General features: G+C 38.3%; 19 protein-coding genes. 11 read left to right on the plus strand and 8 right to left on the minus strand.

The features are described from left to right. Positions 1-3 precede the first annotated feature (3 nt). The 4 genes from adeI to sdsA form a co-directional block, all read right to left on the minus strand. Positions 4-1,251 carry a multidrug efflux RND transporter periplasmic adaptor subunit AdeI gene (gene adeI, locus F886_RS19285; RefSeq protein ID WP_005309994.1) on the minus strand — a complete coding sequence of 416 codons (1,248 nt, stop codon included), beginning with the start codon at positions 1,249-1,251 and terminating at the stop codon, positions 4-6. A gap of 23 nt (positions 1,252-1,274) precedes the next feature. Next, positions 1,275-1,901, minus strand: coding sequence for a phosphatase PAP2 family protein (locus tag F886_RS19290; RefSeq protein WP_005309997.1), 627 nt, complete (start codon positions 1,899-1,901; stop codon positions 1,275-1,277). Positions 1,902-2,084: 183 nt separating this feature from the next. Further along, complete coding sequence (locus F886_RS19295) at positions 2,085-4,145, minus strand: site-specific recombinase (protein WP_005310000.1); 2,061 nt, start codon at positions 4,143-4,145, stop codon at positions 2,085-2,087. A 14-nt stretch (positions 4,146-4,159) separates the two neighbouring features. Further along, the gene (sdsA, locus tag F886_RS19300) at positions 4,160-5,137 is read right to left on the minus strand and encodes an All-trans-nonaprenyl-diphosphate synthase (protein WP_005310003.1); all 978 of its coding nucleotides are present in this window, start codon (positions 5,135-5,137) and stop codon (positions 4,160-4,162) included. Between the two features lie 443 nt (positions 5,138-5,580). Between sdsA and rplU the strand changes: the two genes are divergently transcribed. From rplU to F886_RS19335, 7 genes are all read left to right on the plus strand, one after another. Continuing rightward, positions 5,581-5,892 carry a 50S ribosomal protein L21 gene (rplU, locus tag F886_RS19305; protein ID WP_004639133.1) on the plus strand — a complete coding sequence of 104 codons (312 nt, stop codon included), beginning with the start codon at positions 5,581-5,583 and terminating at the stop codon, positions 5,890-5,892. A gap of 18 nt (positions 5,893-5,910) precedes the next feature. Beyond that, positions 5,911-6,168, plus strand: a complete 258-nt coding sequence (gene rpmA, locus F886_RS19310) for a 50S ribosomal protein L27 (RefSeq protein ID WP_002116037.1) — start codon at positions 5,911-5,913, stop codon at positions 6,166-6,168. Between the two features lie 240 nt (positions 6,169-6,408). Then, positions 6,409-7,104, plus strand: coding sequence for an outer membrane lipoprotein periplasmic chaperone LolA (lolA, locus tag F886_RS19315; protein ID WP_005310008.1), 696 nt, complete (start codon positions 6,409-6,411; stop codon positions 7,102-7,104). A gap of 116 nt (positions 7,105-7,220) precedes the next feature. Then, a complete protein-coding gene (locus tag F886_RS19320) occupies positions 7,221-8,021 on the plus strand; it encodes an RsiV family protein (RefSeq protein WP_005310010.1) in 801 nt (266 codons plus the stop codon). 118 nt (positions 8,022-8,139) lie between these two features. Further along, positions 8,140-9,411, plus strand: a complete 1,272-nt coding sequence (gene serS / locus F886_RS19325; RefSeq protein ID WP_005310013.1) for a serine--tRNA ligase — start codon at positions 8,140-8,142, stop codon at positions 9,409-9,411. A 67-nt stretch (positions 9,412-9,478) separates the two neighbouring features. Then, positions 9,479-10,852, plus strand: a complete 1,374-nt coding sequence (gene cysG, locus F886_RS19330) for a siroheme synthase CysG (protein ID WP_005310016.1) — start codon at positions 9,479-9,481, stop codon at positions 10,850-10,852. 43 nt (positions 10,853-10,895) lie between these two features. Next, on the plus strand, positions 10,896-11,369 hold the full coding sequence (locus F886_RS19335) for a tRNA (cytidine(34)-2'-O)-methyltransferase (RefSeq protein ID WP_002116042.1): 474 nt from the start codon (positions 10,896-10,898) through the stop codon (positions 11,367-11,369). A 59-nt stretch (positions 11,370-11,428) separates the two neighbouring features. On the opposite strand, the gene F886_RS19340 is transcribed toward F886_RS19335, so the two are convergent. After that, positions 11,429-12,994, minus strand: a complete 1,566-nt coding sequence (locus F886_RS19340) for a PT dipeptide repeat lipoprotein (RefSeq protein ID WP_005310020.1) — start codon at positions 12,992-12,994, stop codon at positions 11,429-11,431. 101 nt (positions 12,995-13,095) lie between these two features. Here F886_RS19340 and F886_RS19345 point away from each other — a divergent pair, with 101 nt between their 5' ends. The 3 genes from F886_RS19345 to F886_RS19355 all read left to right on the plus strand — a co-directional run bounded on the left by F886_RS19345 (position 13,096) and on the right by F886_RS19355 (position 15,830). Further along, positions 13,096-14,286, plus strand: a complete 1,191-nt coding sequence (locus tag F886_RS19345) for a cupin-like domain-containing protein (RefSeq protein WP_005310023.1) — start codon at positions 13,096-13,098, stop codon at positions 14,284-14,286. A gap of 85 nt (positions 14,287-14,371) precedes the next feature. Further along, the gene (locus F886_RS19350; RefSeq protein ID WP_034591634.1) at positions 14,372-15,181 is read left to right on the plus strand and encodes a DUF6502 family protein; all 810 of its coding nucleotides are present in this window, start codon (positions 14,372-14,374) and stop codon (positions 15,179-15,181) included. A gap of 16 nt (positions 15,182-15,197) precedes the next feature. Continuing rightward, on the plus strand, positions 15,198-15,830 hold the full coding sequence (locus F886_RS19355) for a hypothetical protein (protein ID WP_081402329.1): 633 nt from the start codon (positions 15,198-15,200) through the stop codon (positions 15,828-15,830). Between the two features lie 70 nt (positions 15,831-15,900). Here the strand turns inward: F886_RS19355 and F886_RS19360 are convergent, their stop codons facing one another. Then, positions 15,901-16,281, minus strand: a complete 381-nt coding sequence (locus F886_RS19360; protein WP_005310032.1) for a winged helix-turn-helix transcriptional regulator — start codon at positions 16,279-16,281, stop codon at positions 15,901-15,903. A gap of 116 nt (positions 16,282-16,397) precedes the next feature. On the opposite strand from F886_RS19360, the gene F886_RS19365 reads away from it, so the two are divergent. Continuing rightward, entirely contained in the window at positions 16,398-16,958 is a 561-nt protein-coding gene (locus F886_RS19365) for a flavodoxin family protein (protein WP_005310035.1), read from the plus strand. 37 nt (positions 16,959-16,995) lie between these two features. Here F886_RS19365 and F886_RS19370 read toward each other — a convergent pair whose 3' ends face one another. Then, positions 16,996-18,381, minus strand: a complete 1,386-nt coding sequence (locus F886_RS19370) for an APC family permease (protein ID WP_013196978.1) — start codon at positions 18,379-18,381, stop codon at positions 16,996-16,998. Positions 18,382-18,647: 266 nt separating this feature from the next. Further along, positions 18,648-19,832 (minus strand): iron-containing alcohol dehydrogenase, encoded by a 1,185-nt coding sequence (locus F886_RS19375; protein ID WP_004789399.1) that lies wholly within the window; start codon positions 19,830-19,832, stop codon positions 18,648-18,650.

The following is a 19,832-nucleotide window of genomic DNA, read 5'->3' on the forward strand; positions in this document are numbered from 1 at the left end:
CCCTTATGCATTAGATGCTTTCTGTTCTGCTTGAGGTTTACCTGATTGAGCCGGTTTTGTAGCATTTGGAGCTGCACCTTGAGGATTCGTTGGTTGAGCTTGGTAAGGTTTTGCTGACACTTCTTGCCCTTCTTTAACTTTGGCAACACCATCAACAATCACTTTTTCACCAGCTTTGAGACCATTAGTCACAATCCAGTTTTGTCCTTGAACACCAGAGGTTTCAACAGGACGACTCTCAACAGCGCCTTTAGCATTAACAAGCATTGCTACAGCTTGACCTGTCGGTAAACGCGTAATTGCGGCTTGAGGAATCAGATAAGCATTTGGAACTACACCTTGAACAATCTGCGCAGTTGTATACATACCCGGAAGTAACAGATGGTTCGGGTTCGAGAATACGGCACGTAAAGTAATCGTTCCTGTATCCTGATTTACAGAAGCATCAGAGAAAGCAAGTTGTCCTTCGATTGGATAAGTCGAACCATCTTCAAGCTTCAACTTTACTTTCGTGTTGTTACTGTTGTTTAAACTGCCTTTGCTGAGTTGTTGGCGTAAACGTAATAACTCGGCACTAGACTGGTTAATATCAACATAGATTGGATCTAACTGTTGAATCGTCACTAAAGGATCAGTTTGGTTTGCTGTAACTAAAGCACCAGCTGTTACAGAAGAACGTCCAGACTGACCAGAAATTGGTGAGCGAATTGTAGAATAACCAAGATCTACATTTGCATTCGTTACTTGAGCTTTTGCAGCAGAAACTTGTGCTTCAGCAACATTAACCTGACCAAGTAAGTCGTCATATTCTTGTTTAGATACAGCATTACTCGAAACAAGTTGCTTATAACGGTTTAGCTTGGTACGTAGTGAAGCTAGATTTGCCTGTTGTTGTAAAAGAGATGCTTTTGCATTTTCAAGCGTTGCACGGTTTGTTCGAGAGTCCAGTTCATAAAGAGCCTGACCTTCACGCACATAACTTCCTTCAGCAAACAAGCGTTTTAAAATTACACCACTTGTTTGAGGACGAACTTCAGAAATTTGATATGCTGAAGTACGGCCAGAAAGCTCAACGCTTTGTTCAACACTTTGTGGTTGAGCAACAATAACACCTACCTCAGCAGGCGGCATTTTCTGAGCAGCAGCAGCTTGCTGTTTCTCATCGGAGCCTTTGCCACAACCAACAAGTGCGATACTTGTTGCTAATGCGCAAGCAGTAAGGGCAGGAGCCCAAAGCTTAGCCGACATCATTGTTCCACCTCGTTAGATAAAATCTAAAAATATATTTGTTTTTTACTTAACCTACTTTGTGTTTGTAATAACCAGAGCCAAAGCAGTGCAATCCAAATAAAACCTATGCCCCAACCGGCGAGTACATCTGTTGGAAAATGAACTCCTGCATATATTCTTGAAAGCCCCATGCAGATAAACCAAAGGCAAGAAATCAAAATGATATAAGGAGAGTTAATGTTGGGCTTATGGCATAACATTATCATTGCCAGACAAGCCAGTGTTGATGCATAAACACTGTGTGCACTTGGGAATGATGCACCGTAACTTTCGACAATATGATATACCTGTGGGGGTCTTGGGCGATCAACACACCACTTGAGCAGCCAACCCATGGTGATACTGCCAAGAACTCCCACGCTAATGAAAATAACAGTAATATATTTTTTATACCATGCCTGATATATACACACCAGAAAGGATAAAAAAAGTACAAAAGGCATACCGCCTATCCGTGCTAGGAAGATCGTAATAGAGTTAAGATAATCTGAACGATATTCACTCAATATTTGAATGCTGAGAAGATCCAAAGACTGAAGTCTTGGTACAAAAAGACCAAGAACACCTAATCCTAAAAAAATACAACCAATAAAAAGCAACAAATAGGGCATATAAATACCTTTGCTTATTCAAGCAGTGTCCACTACTGAAAGCCGTTAAAAGTGTACTTGCCAGTACACTTTTTTTCAAGCCTGATAGATCATCGTAAATTCATTTTGAAAAATTTTTAACATTTGGAAAAACAATCACAACAAAATTGACGGAATTCACATTTTGTGTACAAAGCAAAATTCTTAATGTTCTATCTTTTTTCCATTATTTGTAGTCGTATTTTCTTCAAGTTCTAGCGGCTGTTTTGGGGGCCAGAAAAAATCGCTTGGGCGAGTTAGAAAATGGGTCATAACGAGTTTGGCTAAAGGTTTCCATTGTTCGAAGCGAACACGACGTGCACGTAGAGCCACAATAATCGTTAAGGTGAAACTAACGAATAAGTTAGTGAGACCAATACATAACACACCTAGAAAGGACACAATAATCAGTCCAATGTCTGGACTGCCGTTAATGGTCATTAAACCTTGAATAAAGTTAGCCGAAGCAAAGGCAATGTGACGGATATCTAAAGGTAAACCTAAAATAAACCCTATGGTACCCATACTTCCTAACATAATCCCGAATAAGAAGTTACCCGCTAACGCTCCTAAGTTACGTTCAATATACTCAGCAAAACGGTTGAGGCGATCTTGCCCAAACCAGTTTGCTAAGCGGCGATGCGCTCTTAGGCGTGGACCGACTTTTCGGTAAACAGCCAGGTTATCGAAGTATCCAGCAATGAGACCCGACAAAAATAAACACACTCCGGCAATCGCTGCATGTGGAACTGCTAATGAAGTGAAGGGGTTTAAGCTGTGCAACAAATACGTTGCTTTAGTATGAGTTAACAAGGGCTCATCAAGATAGAACTGCCAAGCAAAAGTAATGAGTGCGGCAGTAGGAATCGCAATTGAAATATTGCCTAAAATAGCAATGAATTGTGTTCGAATAATATTAATAATCAGCGCTGCTAACTCTGCAATTTGAGCTGTTTTAGAGCCTTTACGCTGTTGCACAGTGGCTGCGAGGGCCGCTGCTGTCATTGCGGGTTGTTTGGTTGCAACTGTGAAATGCAGTACATGAATCAGAATGAATCCTAGAGAATAATTCATACTGAAAGTAAAGGCCTGCATGAGCGGAGCCATTGTCATTCTTGCAGCAAGAATTTTTAAAGATGCCATACAGGCGATAATAACGCCCGCTCCAGCAGCAGCTTTATACATGCCCCAAAAGCCTTTGGTATCAGTACTTACATAATGTTCACCTGTTCGGCTGGCATTTTCAGTTACTTGAAAGGCAATAAGTTCACTTGTTGTGCTTAATAAAGAGCGGACACTTTTTTCACTGTAGTGCGCCTTGGTTAAATCGGAAATCAGATGTCCTAAAGAGACATATTTTCCTTTAGTGTTATCTACAACCAAATAAAGCAGTAATTCAATTCGATCGAGGCACTGCTCAAGTAATGACAATAAGTAAGTCAAACTTAAGCTGACCCCAATTCTTTTGGTAGCACGGCGAATTTTTAAAACGACATCCCGACACTGTTCCAGCATAACAAATGCTTGTGAAGCATCTGGAGGGGAGGTCACCGCAATTTCATGCTCAAAAAGTTCTTGTTTTTTGTACTTCTCGATAAATTCAACAATTTCACGGTTTTGAACTAAAAATGGTGATTCATATTCAGTTAATTCTGGTTGAGCATTAATAAATTCTGGGTAAAGACCAATTCCACTAATTCGATAAGATAAAACGGTAATTGCTTTAATCATTTCACTTTGAATGACAAGCTTTTCATCTACATTACTTTGGCTTTGTCCAATAAGACCAAATAGATTTGCCCAATCTTCCTCATCAATATTATTGAGCCAAATTTTGTCACTTTCTAAATAGAAAATTCTACCAATTAATATTTTGAGTTGGCTTGCATCTTCGATTAACGGTAAAAAATGTGCTCCGAGTCTTTGTCCTAGCTGGTTCCAAAAACCATCTAAAGACAAAATTCCGCTATCAGCATATAAGCTGACTTGTTTATAGCGATTAATTAGACGTAATAAAAAAGTTTGTAGCAGGAAGGGAGCTGTAGGTGTGCGTAATAGGCTTTCAATGAAAGCCTGAATTTTTTGCTTTATCTCATCCGTATTTTGAGGATTGGATGGACGAATAGCATTGACTAACTCAATGAGTAGATTTTCGTCAATGACAGCTTGAGAATCCTCAAGCTGTTTCTGTATTTTTAAAAAAAGATCTGAAAAATTTATATGCATAGGCAAAATAATATCTATTGTATTCGATGTAACGCAAGCTGAGTTAAGTTAATCAAAGCCTGACGATACGGTGTATCGGGTAGGTTTGATAAGGCTTGCAGTGCTGCTTCTGTTTCTTCTTGGGCACGTTGGTGACAATAATCTAAAGCACCAGACTTCTGTACAATTTCTATGACCTGAGATAATTGGTCCACTCCACCAGTTGCAATGCTGCGACGAATAATCGCATGCTCTTCACCTGTTGAGTGTGCTAATGCAGAAATTAACGGTAAAGTTGGCTTACCTTCCATTAAATCATCACCAATATTTTTACCTAATGTTTCAGCATCTGAAGTGTAGTCTAAAATATCATCAATAATTTGGAATGCATTACCAAAATGACCGGCAAATAATCTCAAAGGTTCACGATACGCCTCTTGTCCAGCCAAAATAGCAGCGCCTTCTGTAGCCAACTCAAACAGGCGAGATGTTTTACCGTGAATAATTTTTAAATAAGTTTCTTCTGTTGTATCTGGTTGGTGTTGCGATTGAAGTTGTAATACTTCACCTTCAGCAATTTCACATGTACCTGTTGAAAAGTCTTTCAATAAAGTCATGTTATTTAAATCGACCAGTAAATCAAACGCACGTGCGATGAGGAAGTCACCGACTAATACGGCTGTTTGATTGTTCCATGTCGCATTTGCTGTAGGTCGACCACGACGAAGCCCAGATTCATCTACCACATCATCATGGACTAATGTCGCGGTATGCAACATTTCAATGATTGCAGCCAGACGTTGTGCATTTTGCATGTTGTCTAAACCACAAGCGCGAGCTGCCAGTAAACACATAATCGGACGCATACGCTTTCCGCCAGCTTCAACCACATGTTTGCTGACAGACATGACTAAACCGACTTTTGAGCTAATTCCTTCATTAATCAAGTGATCCATCGCAGCAAAGTCTGAGGCAACAGGCGCAAGAATGTCTTGCTTGAAATCGATGACCATATGAAGAAAAACCCCGTATTGGTAGATAAGTGGCGTTAGTGTAACAATTAAAGATGTGTTGCACAGGTAAACAAGTGGCTGATATTAATCATTTCTATTGTCTTTATGCGTTCTTTGTTCTTTATTTAAGCAAAACATGATATTTCCGGCAAAACAATAAATTTAATGACATCAGCATTAATACAACTTGTTCTTGTCGCAATTTGTGTCTGGAACTGTATTTTAATTTTCATTCAGAATCAATGAAAACTGCTAAATTCCAATCTAAGCTGTCTGTTGTTTTTGTAAAAAGAGGGGAATAGGAGTCACTGATAAATAGAAAATACTTGTCGTTTGATCAAATTTCACTTAAAATCTGTCGCCTTATATAACCCCAGTGGCGAGCGTTTTAAGATCGATATATCCCTTATCGGCACGACGACACGGGCTAATTGGAGTACATTATGTACGCAGTAATCCAAAGCGGTGGTAAACAGCACCGTGTAGTTGAGGGTGAAACCCTTAAAGTTGAATTATTGAAAGCTGAATCTGGCGCAACTATTACATTTGATGATGTATTAATGGTTGTAAACGGTGACAGCATTCAAATCGGTGCTCCAGTTGTAGCTGGCGCTAAAGTAACTGCAGAAGTGGTTGGCCATGGTCGTCACGACAAAATCCGCATTATCAAAATGCGTCGTCGTAAACACTACCGTAAACAACAAGGTCACCGTCAATGGTTCACTGAGTTGAAAATTACTGGTATTTCAGGCTAATCACGAGGAGTAAGAGACATGGCAACTAAAAAAGCCGGTGGATCGACGAAGAACGGTCGTGATTCAAACCCAAAAATGTTAGGTGTTAAAGTTTACGGTGGTCAAGCTGTAACTGCTGGTAACATCATCGTTCGTCAACGTGGTACTGAGTTCCACGCTGGTGCAAATGTTGGTATGGGCCGTGACCATACTTTATTTGCTACTGCTGACGGCGTAGTAAAATTCGAAGTGAAAGGTCAATTTGGCCGTCGCTACGTAAAAGTTGAAACTGTATAAGTTTTAGCTTCAAAAAAAGCCCACATTTTGTGGGCTTTTTTTATGGAATTTAATCTGGTGTATCTTCATCATGATGAATGAAATTCTACAAACAACATGAATAACATAACAAAATATCTTATTTTCTCAATGATTAGCACAGAGTTTGTCGGTTAATATGAGTCTTGAATTAAGAGCTTGCTAAGTTTCATAACTTTGGAAGATGGCAAGTTGTCTTACAGCAACTAAAAAGGTGATGACATGAATATGCTTCGTAAAACTATGTGTGCTATTACACTCAGCGCGTCAGTGCTTGCTCCTGTAATGAGTACTACAGTGTTTGCTGCGCCTGTAGCAGCACCGGAGCAACAGGCAATTGGGAACCTGGTTAATCAGTTATCAGGATTACAGCGTTTGACTGCCGATTTTGAACAAACAACTAAAGCCAATACAAAAACTGTGGCACAGAAAAAGAGTTTAAGTGCACAGCATATGAACCAGACATTCAAAGGCTCAATGAAAGTTGAACGTCCGGGGAAATTTTATTGGGAAACAGTAAGTCCTGCTAAACAAACGATCGTAACGAGCGGAAAAACAGTTTGGATCTATGATCCAGATTTACAACAAGCGGTCCGCCAAAGCTTAGATGATCAGGTCGCAGATACACCAGCGTTATTACTCTCTGGTAATACCAATCAAATCATGAAATCTTATCGTGTAACGCAACCCGATAAATCAAAACTTTATTTCACATTATTCCCTAAAAAAGAAGATGGTGCTTTCCAAAGCTTAACGATTAGTTTTGGAGCAAATAAAGCACCTACGCTTATGGTGTTACAAGACTCATTAGGTCAGACCACCTATGTGCGCTTTAAGAACGTGAAAGTAAATGCTTCAATTCCAGCATCTGTCTTTAACTTTACGCCACCAAAAGGCACCGACATTATTGACCAATAATTAAAGCCTCTTCAAAAAAGCTACCTTTCACGGTAGCTTTTTTTATATAAGAGAGATAGATACATTTTTTAACCCCACCTCGATCGGACGCTTTGTATAGTGATAGAGGTAAATTCATGGGGATTATTATGCGACTTTACGATAAAAAAATTATTTGTATTCTTCCATTAATGGCTGCAATGGCAATTGTGAGTGGTTGCCAACCAAAGTCGACAGCCAAAGAAGAGCAGGCTGCTTCGACTGCAAAAGTTAAAGAAACTAAAGAGGCTGGTGTTCCTGTAATTCAGGCAAAAGTAATCCCAGTAAAATTGCCAAAATCAAAAGTTTGTTTAGAAGATGGTTGTACTGAGTATGACTTTCAAACAGTACAAACCAATCAGAAGTGGATTAATGATTACTTCACTAATCGAATAAAGAAAGCAGATCCGAATGCTTTTGCAAATTTGGCTGATCAGCCAGTCGAAGTGCCTGAAGGCGAGCCTCGTTCGAGTCAAAGTGCAATTTATGTTCGCTATTTAGGGCAAAATTATAATCTTGCAACCTTTGCATTACAGACCTATTCGTATTCTGTTGGTGCAGCACATGGTATGTCACATCAAGAGTTCGTGACTTTTGATTTATTAAATAAAAAACATATTACTGTTGCTGAGCTCATTCAGCCAGATGTTGAAAAACAATTAGTTGATGCACTTTTTGATGCGAATACAAATTGGCTTCAAGAGCACAATATCAGCCGTGAAAAACTGCAATTAAGTGATAATTTCTACTACGGCGCAAATGGGATTGTTTTTGTCTATCCAATTTATGAGTTGGCTTCTTATGCTGAAGGGATGTCTGAATTAACGCTGCCATATTTTGAAGCGAGTAAATTCATTAAACCTGAGTATTTACCGAGTGTGCCAAACTATAAGTTCTGAAATAGGTGATCTATTCTAACAATTGTGTGAAAGCTATTCGTTATGAAGATGATCACTATATTTTTTAGTGTGAAGGCCTTACACTATAGCCAGTTTTTTACCCATATTATGATTGATTATGATCGACCCTAAGTTACTCAGAAATAATATTGAAGCTGTTAATGCAGCTTTGGCAAAACGTGGTGTTCAATTAGATGTTCAAGAATGGGCTTCTTTAGAAATTCGCCGTAAAGACTTGCAATCAAAAACTGAAAAATTGCAGGCAGAACGTAATGCCGGTGCAAAACAAGTGGGTCAGATTAAAAAATCCGGTGGTGATGCTTCTGAAATCATGGCGCGTATGCAAGCGATTGGTGATGAAATCAAAGCTGCTGAAGTTGCTTTGTCAGAGCTCCAAAACGAGATTGAACAAAAAGCGCTTAGCATCCCTAACTTACCAGATGAGTCTGTTCCTGCTGGTAAAGATGAAGATGATAACGTTGAAATTTCAAAATGGGGTACGCCTCGTCAGTTTGATTTTGAAATCAAAGATCATACTGACTTAGGTGAGTGGATGGGCGGTTTAGAGTTTGAAACTGCGACTAAACTGACTGGTTCACGTTTTAGTGTGTTGAAAGGTTCTTTAGCGCGCCTACAACGTGCTTTAACGCAGTTTATGCTTGATACCCATACTTTAAAGAATGGGTATACAGAAGCTTATGTGCCTTATTTGGTAAATGCTGATTCACTTCGTGGTACTGGTCAGTTACCAAAATTTGAAGAAGATTTGTTCAAACTTCAAGGTGAAAAAGAATATTACCTCATTCCTACAGCAGAAGTTCCTGTTACTAACTTCGTTCGCGATGAGATTATTGATACAGAGCGCTTGCCATTAAAATATGCAGCGCATACACCATGTTTCCGTAGTGAAGCTGGTTCTTATGGTCGCGATACCCGTGGTTTAATTCGTCAGCATCAGTTTGATAAAGTTGAGATGGTGCAAATCGTTAAACCTGAAACTTCTATGCAGGCACTTGAAGACCTTACTGCACATGCTGAGGGCATTTTGCAGGCACTTGGTTTGCCGTACCGCAAAATTTTGCTCTGTGGTGGAGATATGGGCTTCGGTGCGACTAAAACTTACGACTTAGAAGTTTGGGTTCCAAGCCAAAATACTTATCGTGAAATCTCAAGCTGCTCTAATATGGGTGATTTTCAGGCACGCCGTATGAAAGCACGCTACAGAATGGATCAAAAGAAGACTGAATTAGTGCACACACTAAATGGTTCAGGTCTTGCAGTTGGACGTACTTTGCTTGCTGTAATGGAAAATTACCAACGTGAAGACGGTTCTATCGAGATTCCAGAAGTATTACGCCCATATATGGGTGGTTTAACCTTTATTGACTAAGCTTTGCATCTAAATTGTGCACGGTTTTTGCTTAACCCAAATCAGATGATTAATGTAGAGGTTTAAGGTGGATATTTTTCCAATCTCTTTAAAGTTGCAACAGCAACGTTGTCTGATTGTGGGTGGTGGGCATATTGCTTTGCGCAAAGCAAATCTTTTAGCCAAAGCTGGAGCCGTAATTGATATTATTGCTCCAGCAATTGAAGAGCAGCTTTTAGAGTTGGTTCAGGCGAGTGGAGGGCAGTATTTTGCTGAGGCCTTTGCCGAAATTTTTTTAAATACCCCTTACAGATTAGTCATTGCTGCGACTAATGATGCGCAAGTGAACAAAGCTGTTTTTGAGCAATGTGAAGCGCGTAATTTACTGGTAAATAGTGTTGATGATATTCCACACTGCCGCTTTATGGTTCCAGCAATTATTGATCGTTCTCCATTAATTATTTCTGTTGCCTCAAATGGCGCATCACCAGTTTTATCGAGACAACTTCGTACTCAAATAGAAACGATTGTTCCACACGGCATGGGGAAACTTGCTGAGTTTTCTGGTCAATGGCGTAAGCAAGTAAAAGAAAAGATTAGTAACCCAGACGAGCGTCGAATCTTTTGGGAAAACTTATATGCTAGCCCATTAAAAGAACAAGTTTTTAATGACAATTTAGAAGTTGCAAATGATTTGATTCAGCAAGCCTTAACAGAATGGACTGCACCTAAAGGTGAAGTTTATTTGGTGGGAGCTGGACCGGGTGATCCTGAGCTACTGACATTAAAAGCATTGCGTCTTATGCAGCAAGCAGATGTCGTGATTTATGATCGTTTGGTGTCTGCACCGATCTTAGAACTTTGCCGTCGCGATGCGACCAAAGTTTATGTAGGTAAAGCCCGTTCAAATCACTCTGTTCCCCAAGATGGTATCAATGCTTTACTGGTTGAATATGCTCAAAAAGGAAAGCGTGTTTGTCGTCTAAAGGGTGGTGATCCATTTATCTTTGGGCGTGGTGGTGAAGAGATTCAAGAGCTAGTTGAGGCAAATGTCACTTTCCAAGTTGTGCCAGGAATAACAGCAGCATCTGGTTGTTCAGCTTATGCAGGAATTCCATTAACTCATCGTGACTATGCACAAAGTGTACGTTTCTTGACTGGGCATTTAAAGGAAGGTTCACCTGAACTCCCTTGGAATGAACTAGTTTATGAAAATCAAACTTTAGTCCTCTATATGGGGTTAGTTGGTTTAGAACGCATTTGTGAGCAACTTATTGCTCATGGTCAACGTGCTGATATGCCTGTAGCTTTAATATCTAAAGGAACCACACCAGAACAGAAAGTTATTGTTGGAACATTAGCTGATATTGCAACTAAAGTGTCTGAACATCATATCGTAGCACCGACTTTAACCATTATTGGTGAAGTGGTGAATTTACGTGAACAGTTAAAATGGCAATAAATTTATCTGAATTTATTGCTGGTTATTAAAGTCGAGAAAATTTGTGATTCATGTTGTCCTATACGAGCCTGAAATTCCTGCCAATACAGGCAATATCATTCGTTTATGTGCTAATACGGGCGCACAGCTACATTTAGTCAAGCCACTAGGTTTTGAATTAGATGATAAAAAGCTCAAACGAGCAGGTCTTGATTATCATGAATGGGCGCGTATGCAGATTTGGGACAACATTGAACTATGCCTTGCAGACTTAAAAGCTAAAGGTGTTGAGCATGTTTTTCCACTCACCACTAAAGGCTCAGCGACTCCACATACAGTCGATTTGAATCGACCTGTGGCTTTACTGATGGGGCCAGAAACACGTGGTTTGCCTGAGCATGTCCGCTTAATGTTTCCACAAGAACAGTGGATCCGTTTGCCAATGGCCGAAAACTCAAGAAGTTTAAATTTATCTAATGCAACCGCCGTGATTGTTTATGAAGCATGGCGTCAGCAGGGCTTTAAAAACTTAGGATAAGTTATCTAATTTTAAGTAAGAATAAGGCCACAGTTGTGGCCTTATTTGTTTTAGATGTCTTATTTAGGGAAAATTACACCACTTGCTAAATCATAATTTGTTGGTGAGTTGGTATAGACCGATCCAAGTCGAACTGCAAAGAACCAACCTAATTTACCTTGGTCTTGAATTCGATTTTCAACGAGATATGGCTCATCTGTTTCGGATGCAGCATCTTCAATAAATACTTTATATTCAATAGGCCCTGTATTTTCACTATCACGCTCAAATAGATAACCATCAATATTAAAGAAGCCTAGATTATTGTTCGCATCCACCAATCTATAACCTTCAGCTGCCTGCTCTTTAAGAAGTTTTTCAAGTTTTATTGCATCTTCCTTGTTAAACGGAATATGTTGTGGAACTTCAAAATAACGATACGCATAGGTTCCGTTATGTGTACTGCTATTTACACAAGTAGGTACATAGAAGGTTCCATTCGTTGTGCCGTTATTGGTGAATTCTGAGTTTGCGTAAATTAGCTTACAACCTTGTGCACCAAGTTCATTGAAGGCATTCAAAATACTCGTGCGAGAAGTGTTGGTTAAGAAGCGATTAGAATAAGAATATGTTGCTGGTTTCTTATCATTTTTAACAAATAAATATTTATCTGTATTCGAAGTTACTTCTCCAAATGAAAGTTTATATATATAGCCTAAGCTACCTTGTTTATTTAACTCATTTACCCATAGTAAATAACGGTTTGCCACTGAATTAGTTTTAACATCAACTGTTTTATAGGTGTATGTATCAGTGGTTTTATTGTTTTTGACATATAAATTTTTATATAGGGCAAAGCTACTATTAGGATTATCCAAACTGACTGATGGTGTGAGAAGGGCGTAGCCTTGGCGTCCTTGATCATTAAGTTGGGTTAATAGATCTGCCCAAGATTCTTTATTGTCCGCTAGTCTATAACTTGCTGTTGCCAATACTTGTGTCGGCTTTTGCATGCTTGCTGGTGGAGTTGTTTTTGTGAAGCAAGTATTCATGAGATCAAAGTTTGCTTGCTGCAAATAATTATGTATCGCATTTGGTTCATTCGTAGGGACTAGGCAGAATTGATTTGCATTTTTAAAACCTAAAATAGCAGATTGTTTTTGCTCCAATTCTCCAGCTACAACAAGCTGCCAATCTACTTTATTATAGCTTGAGGTTTGTATTGTCTGAGGTGCTCCAATATTTGAAACCAGACTAAAATCTTCAGCTTGGCGGTAACTTGCAACGATGTTACCTGTGCAGTTTGATTCATTCTCATAACGTACTGTTTCACTGGCAAATCGAACACTGTTATCAGAAACCTTAATAATGTTCATTTTTAGAGCAGAACCGTTAATACAACCTCCTTTGCCCGCTAACCAACTTCCAACAAAGCGATCCGCTACACTTGTTGGTGTTGGTGTTGGTGTTGGTGTTGGTGTTGGTGTTGGTGTTGGTGTTGGTGTTGGTGTTGGTGTTGGTGTTGGTGTTGGTGTTGGTGTTGGTGTCGGTGTCGGTGTCGGTGTCGAATCATTATCGTCAGACCCGCACCCACTTAAAGCTATAAAAATCAAAGCAATGCTGCTTCCTTTTACTATGTTATTCATCACATGAACCCTTTTTTTATTAAAAATGTGAAAATTTAACATTTTTAAAATAGATCAATTATAATGCAGTTGTAAAGATCAAATTTGAAAAAAGGTTCAACATGGCAGCTTATAATCAAATTGAAATATTCGAACAAAGCCAAAAATGGTTTGACCAGTTGCCATTAGAATGGAAAAACTGGCTTGAAGAAAATTTAGAAAAAGGGTGTGGAATTGAACAATTAGTCGATGTATTAAAAGCAAATGGATTTGAGCCAAGATTTGAAATGAATGATTTGAAATTTCAGATTTTATCGGATCATGATCAAGAGTGGATAATTGAACAAGTTTTAAATAAGGTCACGTCTGCGGAAATTATAAAAATATTAATAGAGCAGGGGCATGATGGTTTAAAAGTAAAAGAGTATTTAAATAATTTAGAAAATAATCAGTTATATAAGATTTTGAAGAAAAAGCATCATCAACTTAAAAAACGTGAATGGTTAATAGAAACTGTAGACCAATTGGCACAGCTAAACTCTGGCTATAGTGAAGAAATTCCTTCAATTACTGCTCCACAGTTCTCTGTTTTTATAGAGGATTACTATAGTCAACATCGCCCTGTGATTTTAAAAGAAGGAATCGAACATTGGCCAGCTTTGCACAAATGGTCTCCGCAATATTTTGCTTCTAAATTTGGCCATCATTCAGTTGAAGTTCAGATGAATAGAAATTTAGATGAACAGTTTGAAAGACATTCTCCATCACTAAAACAGAAAATGAAGATGTCTGAGTTTGTGTCAAAAGTTATAGCAGTTGATGCTAGTAATGATTTTTATATGACTGCAAATAATGCGACCAACAGCCATCAGATGCTTCAAGAACTATTTTTAGATATTGGTGATTTTGCAGAAGGTTATTGTGACTCGGCTTTAAAAGATGAGCGTAGTTTTTTATGGTTTGGACCTAAAGGAACTTTCACGCCATTACATCATGATTTAACGAATAATATGTTAGTTCAAATTTATGGGCGCAAAAAAGTAACTTTAATCCCTGCCTTGCAAGTTCCTCATCTATATAACGATCATTGGGTGTTTAGCGAATTAAGTAATGCAAAAAAAATTGATTTTGAAAAATATCCTTTGGCAAGATCAATCACTCCAGTGGAATGTATTTTGAATGCAGGGGAAGCTTTGTTTATACCAATTGGTTGGTGGCATAGTGTAGAAAGTTTAGATGTCTCAATCAGTATTTCTTTTACCCATTTTAATGCGCCAAATCATTATGTTGATCGGTTTCCAAAAGAGGTCTAAGAATGAAAATTGCATCTTAAACCGTTCAGTGTGACAATTGCTCGGCCCATACTGTTTTTCAAATATGAAGGAAAATTGTTACCCTATGACCACACTCCAAACGAACAATGCAGAACTTAATCAGAAGCAGGTATTAATGTTAATGGAATACCTGACGCAATGGTTAATTCGTTCAGGAGTGGGATATAACGACTTTGTGACTGCTTTGAAACCTGTTTTCTATCAACAGGCTTTAACTGAGCTAGAGCGTATAGAACAAAAGCCAACTGATTCAGCGGTCAGTTTACTTTCAGGGTTACATCGCAAAGATGTGAATGCCTTTAAAAAGGCGATGCAGGCTGGGCAGCCTTTAACAGAAGCAAAAGTAGCAGAGCCCGTAAGTGTTCCTGCTCGGGTGATTGGCTTGTGGCTTGCAGAGGGATTGGCAGAAAAAATTCCTTTTATTAGCGAAGATCAGATTAGCTTTGAAAGTTTGGTAAAGAAAGTTTCAACCGAAAAACATCCAAGATCTATTTTGAATGAACTTGAGCGTCTGAACATTGTGAAAGAACAAGATGGCCTTGTGGTGTTGCAGCAGCGTAGTTTTATGCCTGATGTTGAGCAATTCGAAGTTCGAAAATTATTAACGAATAACTTAGAGGCACATTTAGCTGCTGGAGTTCATAATTTATTTCAACCAGAAAAAGAACCCTATTTAGAACAAGCAATTTTTGCTGATGAACTAACAGATGAATCGATCACTTTACTTAAAGAAGCAAGTTTACGCTTGTGGGAAGATCTATCATTACAAGTACTCAAGTTAGCCATTGAACGTTGTGCACTCGATGAAGGAAAAGAGGGTGCAACCAAAACTTTCCGTTTCGGAGCTTATCAATATGATGAAAATAACTTATAAAAAACTAATAATATCCATGAGTTTCATTTTGATGGGTGGTCTTTTGACTGCTTGTGGAGAGGATTTATTCGCAGGTGGTGCCAGTTTAGGTGGATCGGGAAATCCGACTAAACCCGGTAAACCAGGTGATTATGAAACACCTGCCGATGGTGAGAAAGGTGATTCAAAAGATAATGAAATCTGGTTACCCGCACCTGTTGAAGATGACTGTAATGGCTTGCATCGTAAATTACAGTTCCTGAATAATGTAACGCGTGAACCCATCGAAAAAGAAACAGTTTTTAAATATGCACAGCAGTTAACTTTAAACGGTACTCTGGCTTTGCAGATTACTCAAACCAATAAGGGATTAGAGAAAATACAAGAACGACAACCTGCGTGTTATGTGCCTTTAGAACTCTATTTATTTGGAAATACTAAACGTTCTTATCCAGAAAATGAGTGTAAAGAGACTCAAATTTACGAATATCAGTCTAATGAAACCAAAACTTTTATTGTCAATTATCCTGCATTTGAAGTTATGAATGGTACTTGGAAATATGGTCTAGAAAGCACCTATTTGAAAAATGAGCAGGAGTTAAAACAATGCGAACCTTTAACTATTCAATTTAAAATAAGTGCGCCACCTGAATCGATTAAAATTAATTAAGTTGAGCTGCCTTTAAGCTAAGAACAAAGCTTAACCGTAAGATTCAATAAAATTTTAAAGGATGTATGGGTTAAGCTTGCTCTAGCACTTTTCCATCATAAGTCATTTGGGCTGCTAAAACTTGCTCAATATTGGTTTCAGCCCATTCCTTTAATTGAAATGCCATGGAAGCTACATTTTGCCCTAAAGCGGTAAGTGAGTAATCAACACGAATTGGGGATGTATTCTGAATTTTACGCTCAATAAAACCGTCTCTCTCCAGCATTTTTAACTTCTGTGATAAGACCTTAGGGGAGATACCTTGAATATTCTTTTTGAGCAAATTGAAGTGCTGAGTTTCTTCCTCAAGAACATTTAAAATCAATAAAACCCATTTATCTGCAATTTTTTCAAAAAATAAACGAGCAGGGCAATGTTGTTGAAAAATATTATATTTTAGACATTCATTCATACCATTTACCTATAATTTTTTGAAAAATTACCCTAGTTACCAACTAGTAACTAATTGACACCTAGTTTCTAAAATATATCATAAAGTGGAATTTAATAAAACAAAGGTTTGCTCCCATGTCTAACTCTAATATCGCGGTTGTATATTTCTCTGGTTATGGTCACACTAAAGTCGTGGCTGAAACGTTTGCAAAAGAAATTAATGCTCAGCTCATCCAAATTGATCAAGAGGGAAATATTACTGATCAAGATTGGCAGACATTAAATGATGCGAAGGGGATTGTTTTTGGTGCGCCTACTTATATGGGTACAGCGCCATGGCAGTTTAAAAAGTTTGCTGATGCAACTTCAAAAGTGTGGTTTACACGTGGTTGGCAAGATAAAGTATTTGCAGGTTTTACAAACAGCGCGAGCTTAAATGGTGATAAGCAAGTAACTCTTATTCAACTACAAACTTTAGCATCACAGCATGGTGGCATTTGGGTGAGTCTTGGTTTATTGCCAGCAAATACGAAAGATGCAACACGTGAAGATGTAAACAACTTAGGCGGCTCAGTTGGGCTTTTAGTTCAATCGCCTTCGGATGCAAGTGTGGAAGAGGTTCCAACAGGTGATCTTGAAACAGCAAAACTTTATGCTCAACGTGTACAAAGCATTGTAAATAAAATTTTTGGTTAATTTAACCATAAAAAAGGCGCTTTAAGCGCCTTTTTTATTACTCATGTTCATTATGCTGTGGAGCATTATATTTAAAGCCTTTGGTTTTATAGGCCAAATAACCTACACCAATAACGGCCCAAGCTAAGCCAATTTGTAAGGCAAGCTTATCAATCTCTAACCACATCATAAACACACTGGCAAAACCAAGCGTTGGTATAGCAATATAATTAATGATGTCTTTAAGCGTTTTATTCTTGCCATCTCTTAATGCATAGCGAGAAACTACAGAGAAGTTAACAAAACTAAAAGCAGTTAAAGCACCAAAACTAATCAAGTTAACAATATGTTCAAGATCTAAAAAGCCAGCAGATAAAGCAACCACACCAACAATAAGAATGTTATAAGTTGGAGTATGCAATTTTGGACTGATATGACCAAATAATTTCTTGTTGATGACTCCATCTCGTCCCATCACATACATTAAGCGTGATACGCCCGCATGTGCAGAAATACCTGATGCCATCACAGCGACTACAGCAAAATATAAAACCAAAGTTTTAAACATCAAACTACCAATCGCAGCGACCATCACAGGTTGTGATTCATCTAAAGGATTGAAGTAAGTGTTTGGGTTGCTTGGGAAATATAATTGGATAAAGTAAGTACTTACAATGAAAATAATACCTGCAAGTAATGCTGTAGAAAAAATAGCTTTTGGTAGCGTTTTTTCTGCATCTTTTGTTTCTTCAGCAAGAGAAGATAAAGCATCAAATCCGGTAAAAGAGAAGCAGAGTACAGTCGCGCCAGCAATTAAAGAACTGACAGATGTCATATCGTTCCAAAACGGAGTTAATGACCACAATGCCGCTTTATCTGGATTTAAAGTTCCATCTGCATATACACCTTGAGTAAGTAAGATATATACTTGATAAACAAAATAAAAAATTACGCCAAGCTGAATAACAACAATCGTACTGTTAAAACGTGCAACGAACCGTGCACCAAATAAATTAATAACAGTCATGAGCGTTGTTAAACCAATCACCCATAACCAGTTATTTACTTCTGGAAAAAGAGCTCTTAGATAAATATCTGCCAAGATAATATTAACAAGCGGTGACAATAGATAGTCTAACCAAGAAGACCAACCCACCATAAAGCCAACATTAGGGTGAATTGATTTTTGAGCATACGTATAAGCCGACCCAGAAGAAGGGTAGCGCTTAATCATATGTCCATAACTGATCGATGTTAATAAGATTGCGACTAATGCAAAAATGTAGGAAGTTGGTACATGACCACCACTTCGTTCTGACACTAAACCAAAAGTATCAAATAACGTTAATGGCTGAATGTAAGCTAAACCAATAATAACAATATGCCAAAGTACAAGATTCTTTTGAAGCTTGCCTGTTGGTTTAGTCCCAGATAAATTTGTCAACGGCGTTATCCTCATAATCGTTGATCAAGGATCAGCTTGGTGTTAAGGATCGTTTGAGACGAACGATCCCCCCTACAGAAAAAGATAAAGTGCGCCAATCTATCCTAAATTGATATAAATTGTCAGTACTTTCATCTATTTTTTAGCAATTTTTTTGCCATATGTTTCAAATAAAATAATCAATAAAAATGCTTAGTGATAAAAAAGGTCTGATTCAATATATAAATCAGACCTTTATGGATTTTCTTGGAGTTTAACTTATCGAATTACCAAGCTTTTTCTAAGATATCTCGGATATCTTTTAAGCTTGCTTCTTTCGGGTTGTAAATAATTGAGCCATCATTTAGTGCTTTTTCTGCAACTTCATCAAGCTGAGCTTCAGTTACTTTACCTGTTTCACGTAGAGTGCGTGGTAACTTTGTTAAAGTAAATAGGCGATCACGCATTGCTAAGATAGTCGTAATTGCTCTATCTGCACGCTGTGTTGCAGGTGTTTGTGCATAAATATCTGCACCAGCAAGCGGTAATAGTAACTCACCAATTTTCTGACCATTTACTTGTTTATTATATTCAAGTACATAAGGTAAGAATAAATTCATGCATAGACCGTGGGGTAGATGAGCAACAGCACCTAAAGCATGTCCTAAAGAGTGAACTAAGCCGACCATTGAATTAGAAAATGCAATACCCGCCATTGTTGAAGCTTGAGCTAACTCTAAGCGGCCTTGTGAGTCATTTGGGTTTTCTAAGACATTAAAGAGATTTTCACTAATCTTTTTAATTCCGGCACTTGCATAAGCATCGCTCAATGGATTGGCAGCCATACATGTATAGGCTTCAACACAATGCGTTAATGCATCCATACCAGTCATTGCAGTTAAATGAGGCGGTAATGTAAGCGTCATGCGTGGATCTAAAATCGCTGCATGTGGCATTAAATAATAAGAAGCAAATGCTAACTTAACATTCTTTTGAGTATCTGAAACCACGGCAACCATGGTTACTTCAGAACCAGTGCCAGAAGTTGTTGGAATCACAAAAAATGGTTTTAATGGTTTCGGTAGGTTATGAGCACCTGCATATTGCAATAAGTCATTTCCACCTTCAGAAACTAAAATATTAGTTGCTTTAGAAGTATCTATAACTGAGCCACCACCTACAGCAATGATCGCATCACATTTGTTTGCACGATAAGCTTCTGCTGCAAGACGAACGACCTCTAAACTCGAGTCGGGTGGAACATCATCAAAAACATGGCCAATGACAGCATCAGTTGTACTAAATGCAGCTTCAATTGGATTTAATAAGCCGTTTGCACGTACACCCTTATCTGTAATGATAAGAGGGCGTTTTGCACCCAAAGTTGCAAGCTCAAAGGGAATATGTTCTAGCGCAGCATTACCAGCAATGACTTTTACAGGACAAAAGAATTCGTAATATGGTTTGGCCAT

Source organism: Acinetobacter sp. NIPH 542, assembly GCF_000369825.1.
In the GTDB taxonomy this organism is placed as follows: domain Bacteria; phylum Pseudomonadota; class Gammaproteobacteria; order Pseudomonadales; family Moraxellaceae; genus Acinetobacter; species Acinetobacter oleivorans.

Bases quoted from the DNA above. Each gene is read 5' to 3' on its own strand.
- rplU (WP_004639133.1), top strand. From the start codon at position 5,581: ATGTACGCAGTAATCCAAAGCGGTGGTAAACAGCACCGTGTAGTTGAG.
- sdsA (WP_005310003.1), bottom strand. From the start codon at position 5,137: ATGGTCATCGATTTCAAGCAAGACATTCTTGCGCCTGTTGCCTCAGAC.
- serS (WP_005310013.1), top strand. From the start codon at position 8,140: ATGATCGACCCTAAGTTACTCAGAAATAATATTGAAGCTGTTAATGCA.
- F886_RS19360 (WP_005310032.1), bottom strand. From the start codon at position 16,281: ATGAATGAATGTCTAAAATATAATATTTTTCAACAACATTGCCCTGCT.
- F886_RS19340 (WP_005310020.1), bottom strand. From the start codon at position 12,994: ATGAATAACATAGTAAAAGGAAGCAGCATTGCTTTGATTTTTATAGCT.
- F886_RS19355 (WP_081402329.1), top strand. From the start codon at position 15,198: ATGAGTTTCATTTTGATGGGTGGTCTTTTGACTGCTTGTGGAGAGGAT.
- F886_RS19365 (WP_005310035.1), top strand. From the start codon at position 16,398: ATGTCTAACTCTAATATCGCGGTTGTATATTTCTCTGGTTATGGTCAC.
- F886_RS19375 (WP_004789399.1), bottom strand. From the start codon at position 19,832: ATGGCCAAACCATATTACGAATTCTTTTGTCCTGTAAAAGTCATTGCT.
- F886_RS19350 (WP_034591634.1), top strand. From the start codon at position 14,372: ATGACCACACTCCAAACGAACAATGCAGAACTTAATCAGAAGCAGGTA.
- lolA (WP_005310008.1), top strand. From the start codon at position 6,409: ATGAATATGCTTCGTAAAACTATGTGTGCTATTACACTCAGCGCGTCA.
- adeI (WP_005309994.1), bottom strand. From the start codon at position 1,251: ATGATGTCGGCTAAGCTTTGGGCTCCTGCCCTTACTGCTTGCGCATTA.
- F886_RS19290 (WP_005309997.1), bottom strand. From the start codon at position 1,901: ATGCCCTATTTGTTGCTTTTTATTGGTTGTATTTTTTTAGGATTAGGT.
- F886_RS19345 (WP_005310023.1), top strand. From the start codon at position 13,096: ATGGCAGCTTATAATCAAATTGAAATATTCGAACAAAGCCAAAAATGG.
- rpmA (WP_002116037.1), top strand. From the start codon at position 5,911: ATGGCAACTAAAAAAGCCGGTGGATCGACGAAGAACGGTCGTGATTCA.
- F886_RS19295 (WP_005310000.1), bottom strand. From the start codon at position 4,145: ATGCATATAAATTTTTCAGATCTTTTTTTAAAAATACAGAAACAGCTT.
- F886_RS19320 (WP_005310010.1), top strand. From the start codon at position 7,221: ATGGGGATTATTATGCGACTTTACGATAAAAAAATTATTTGTATTCTT.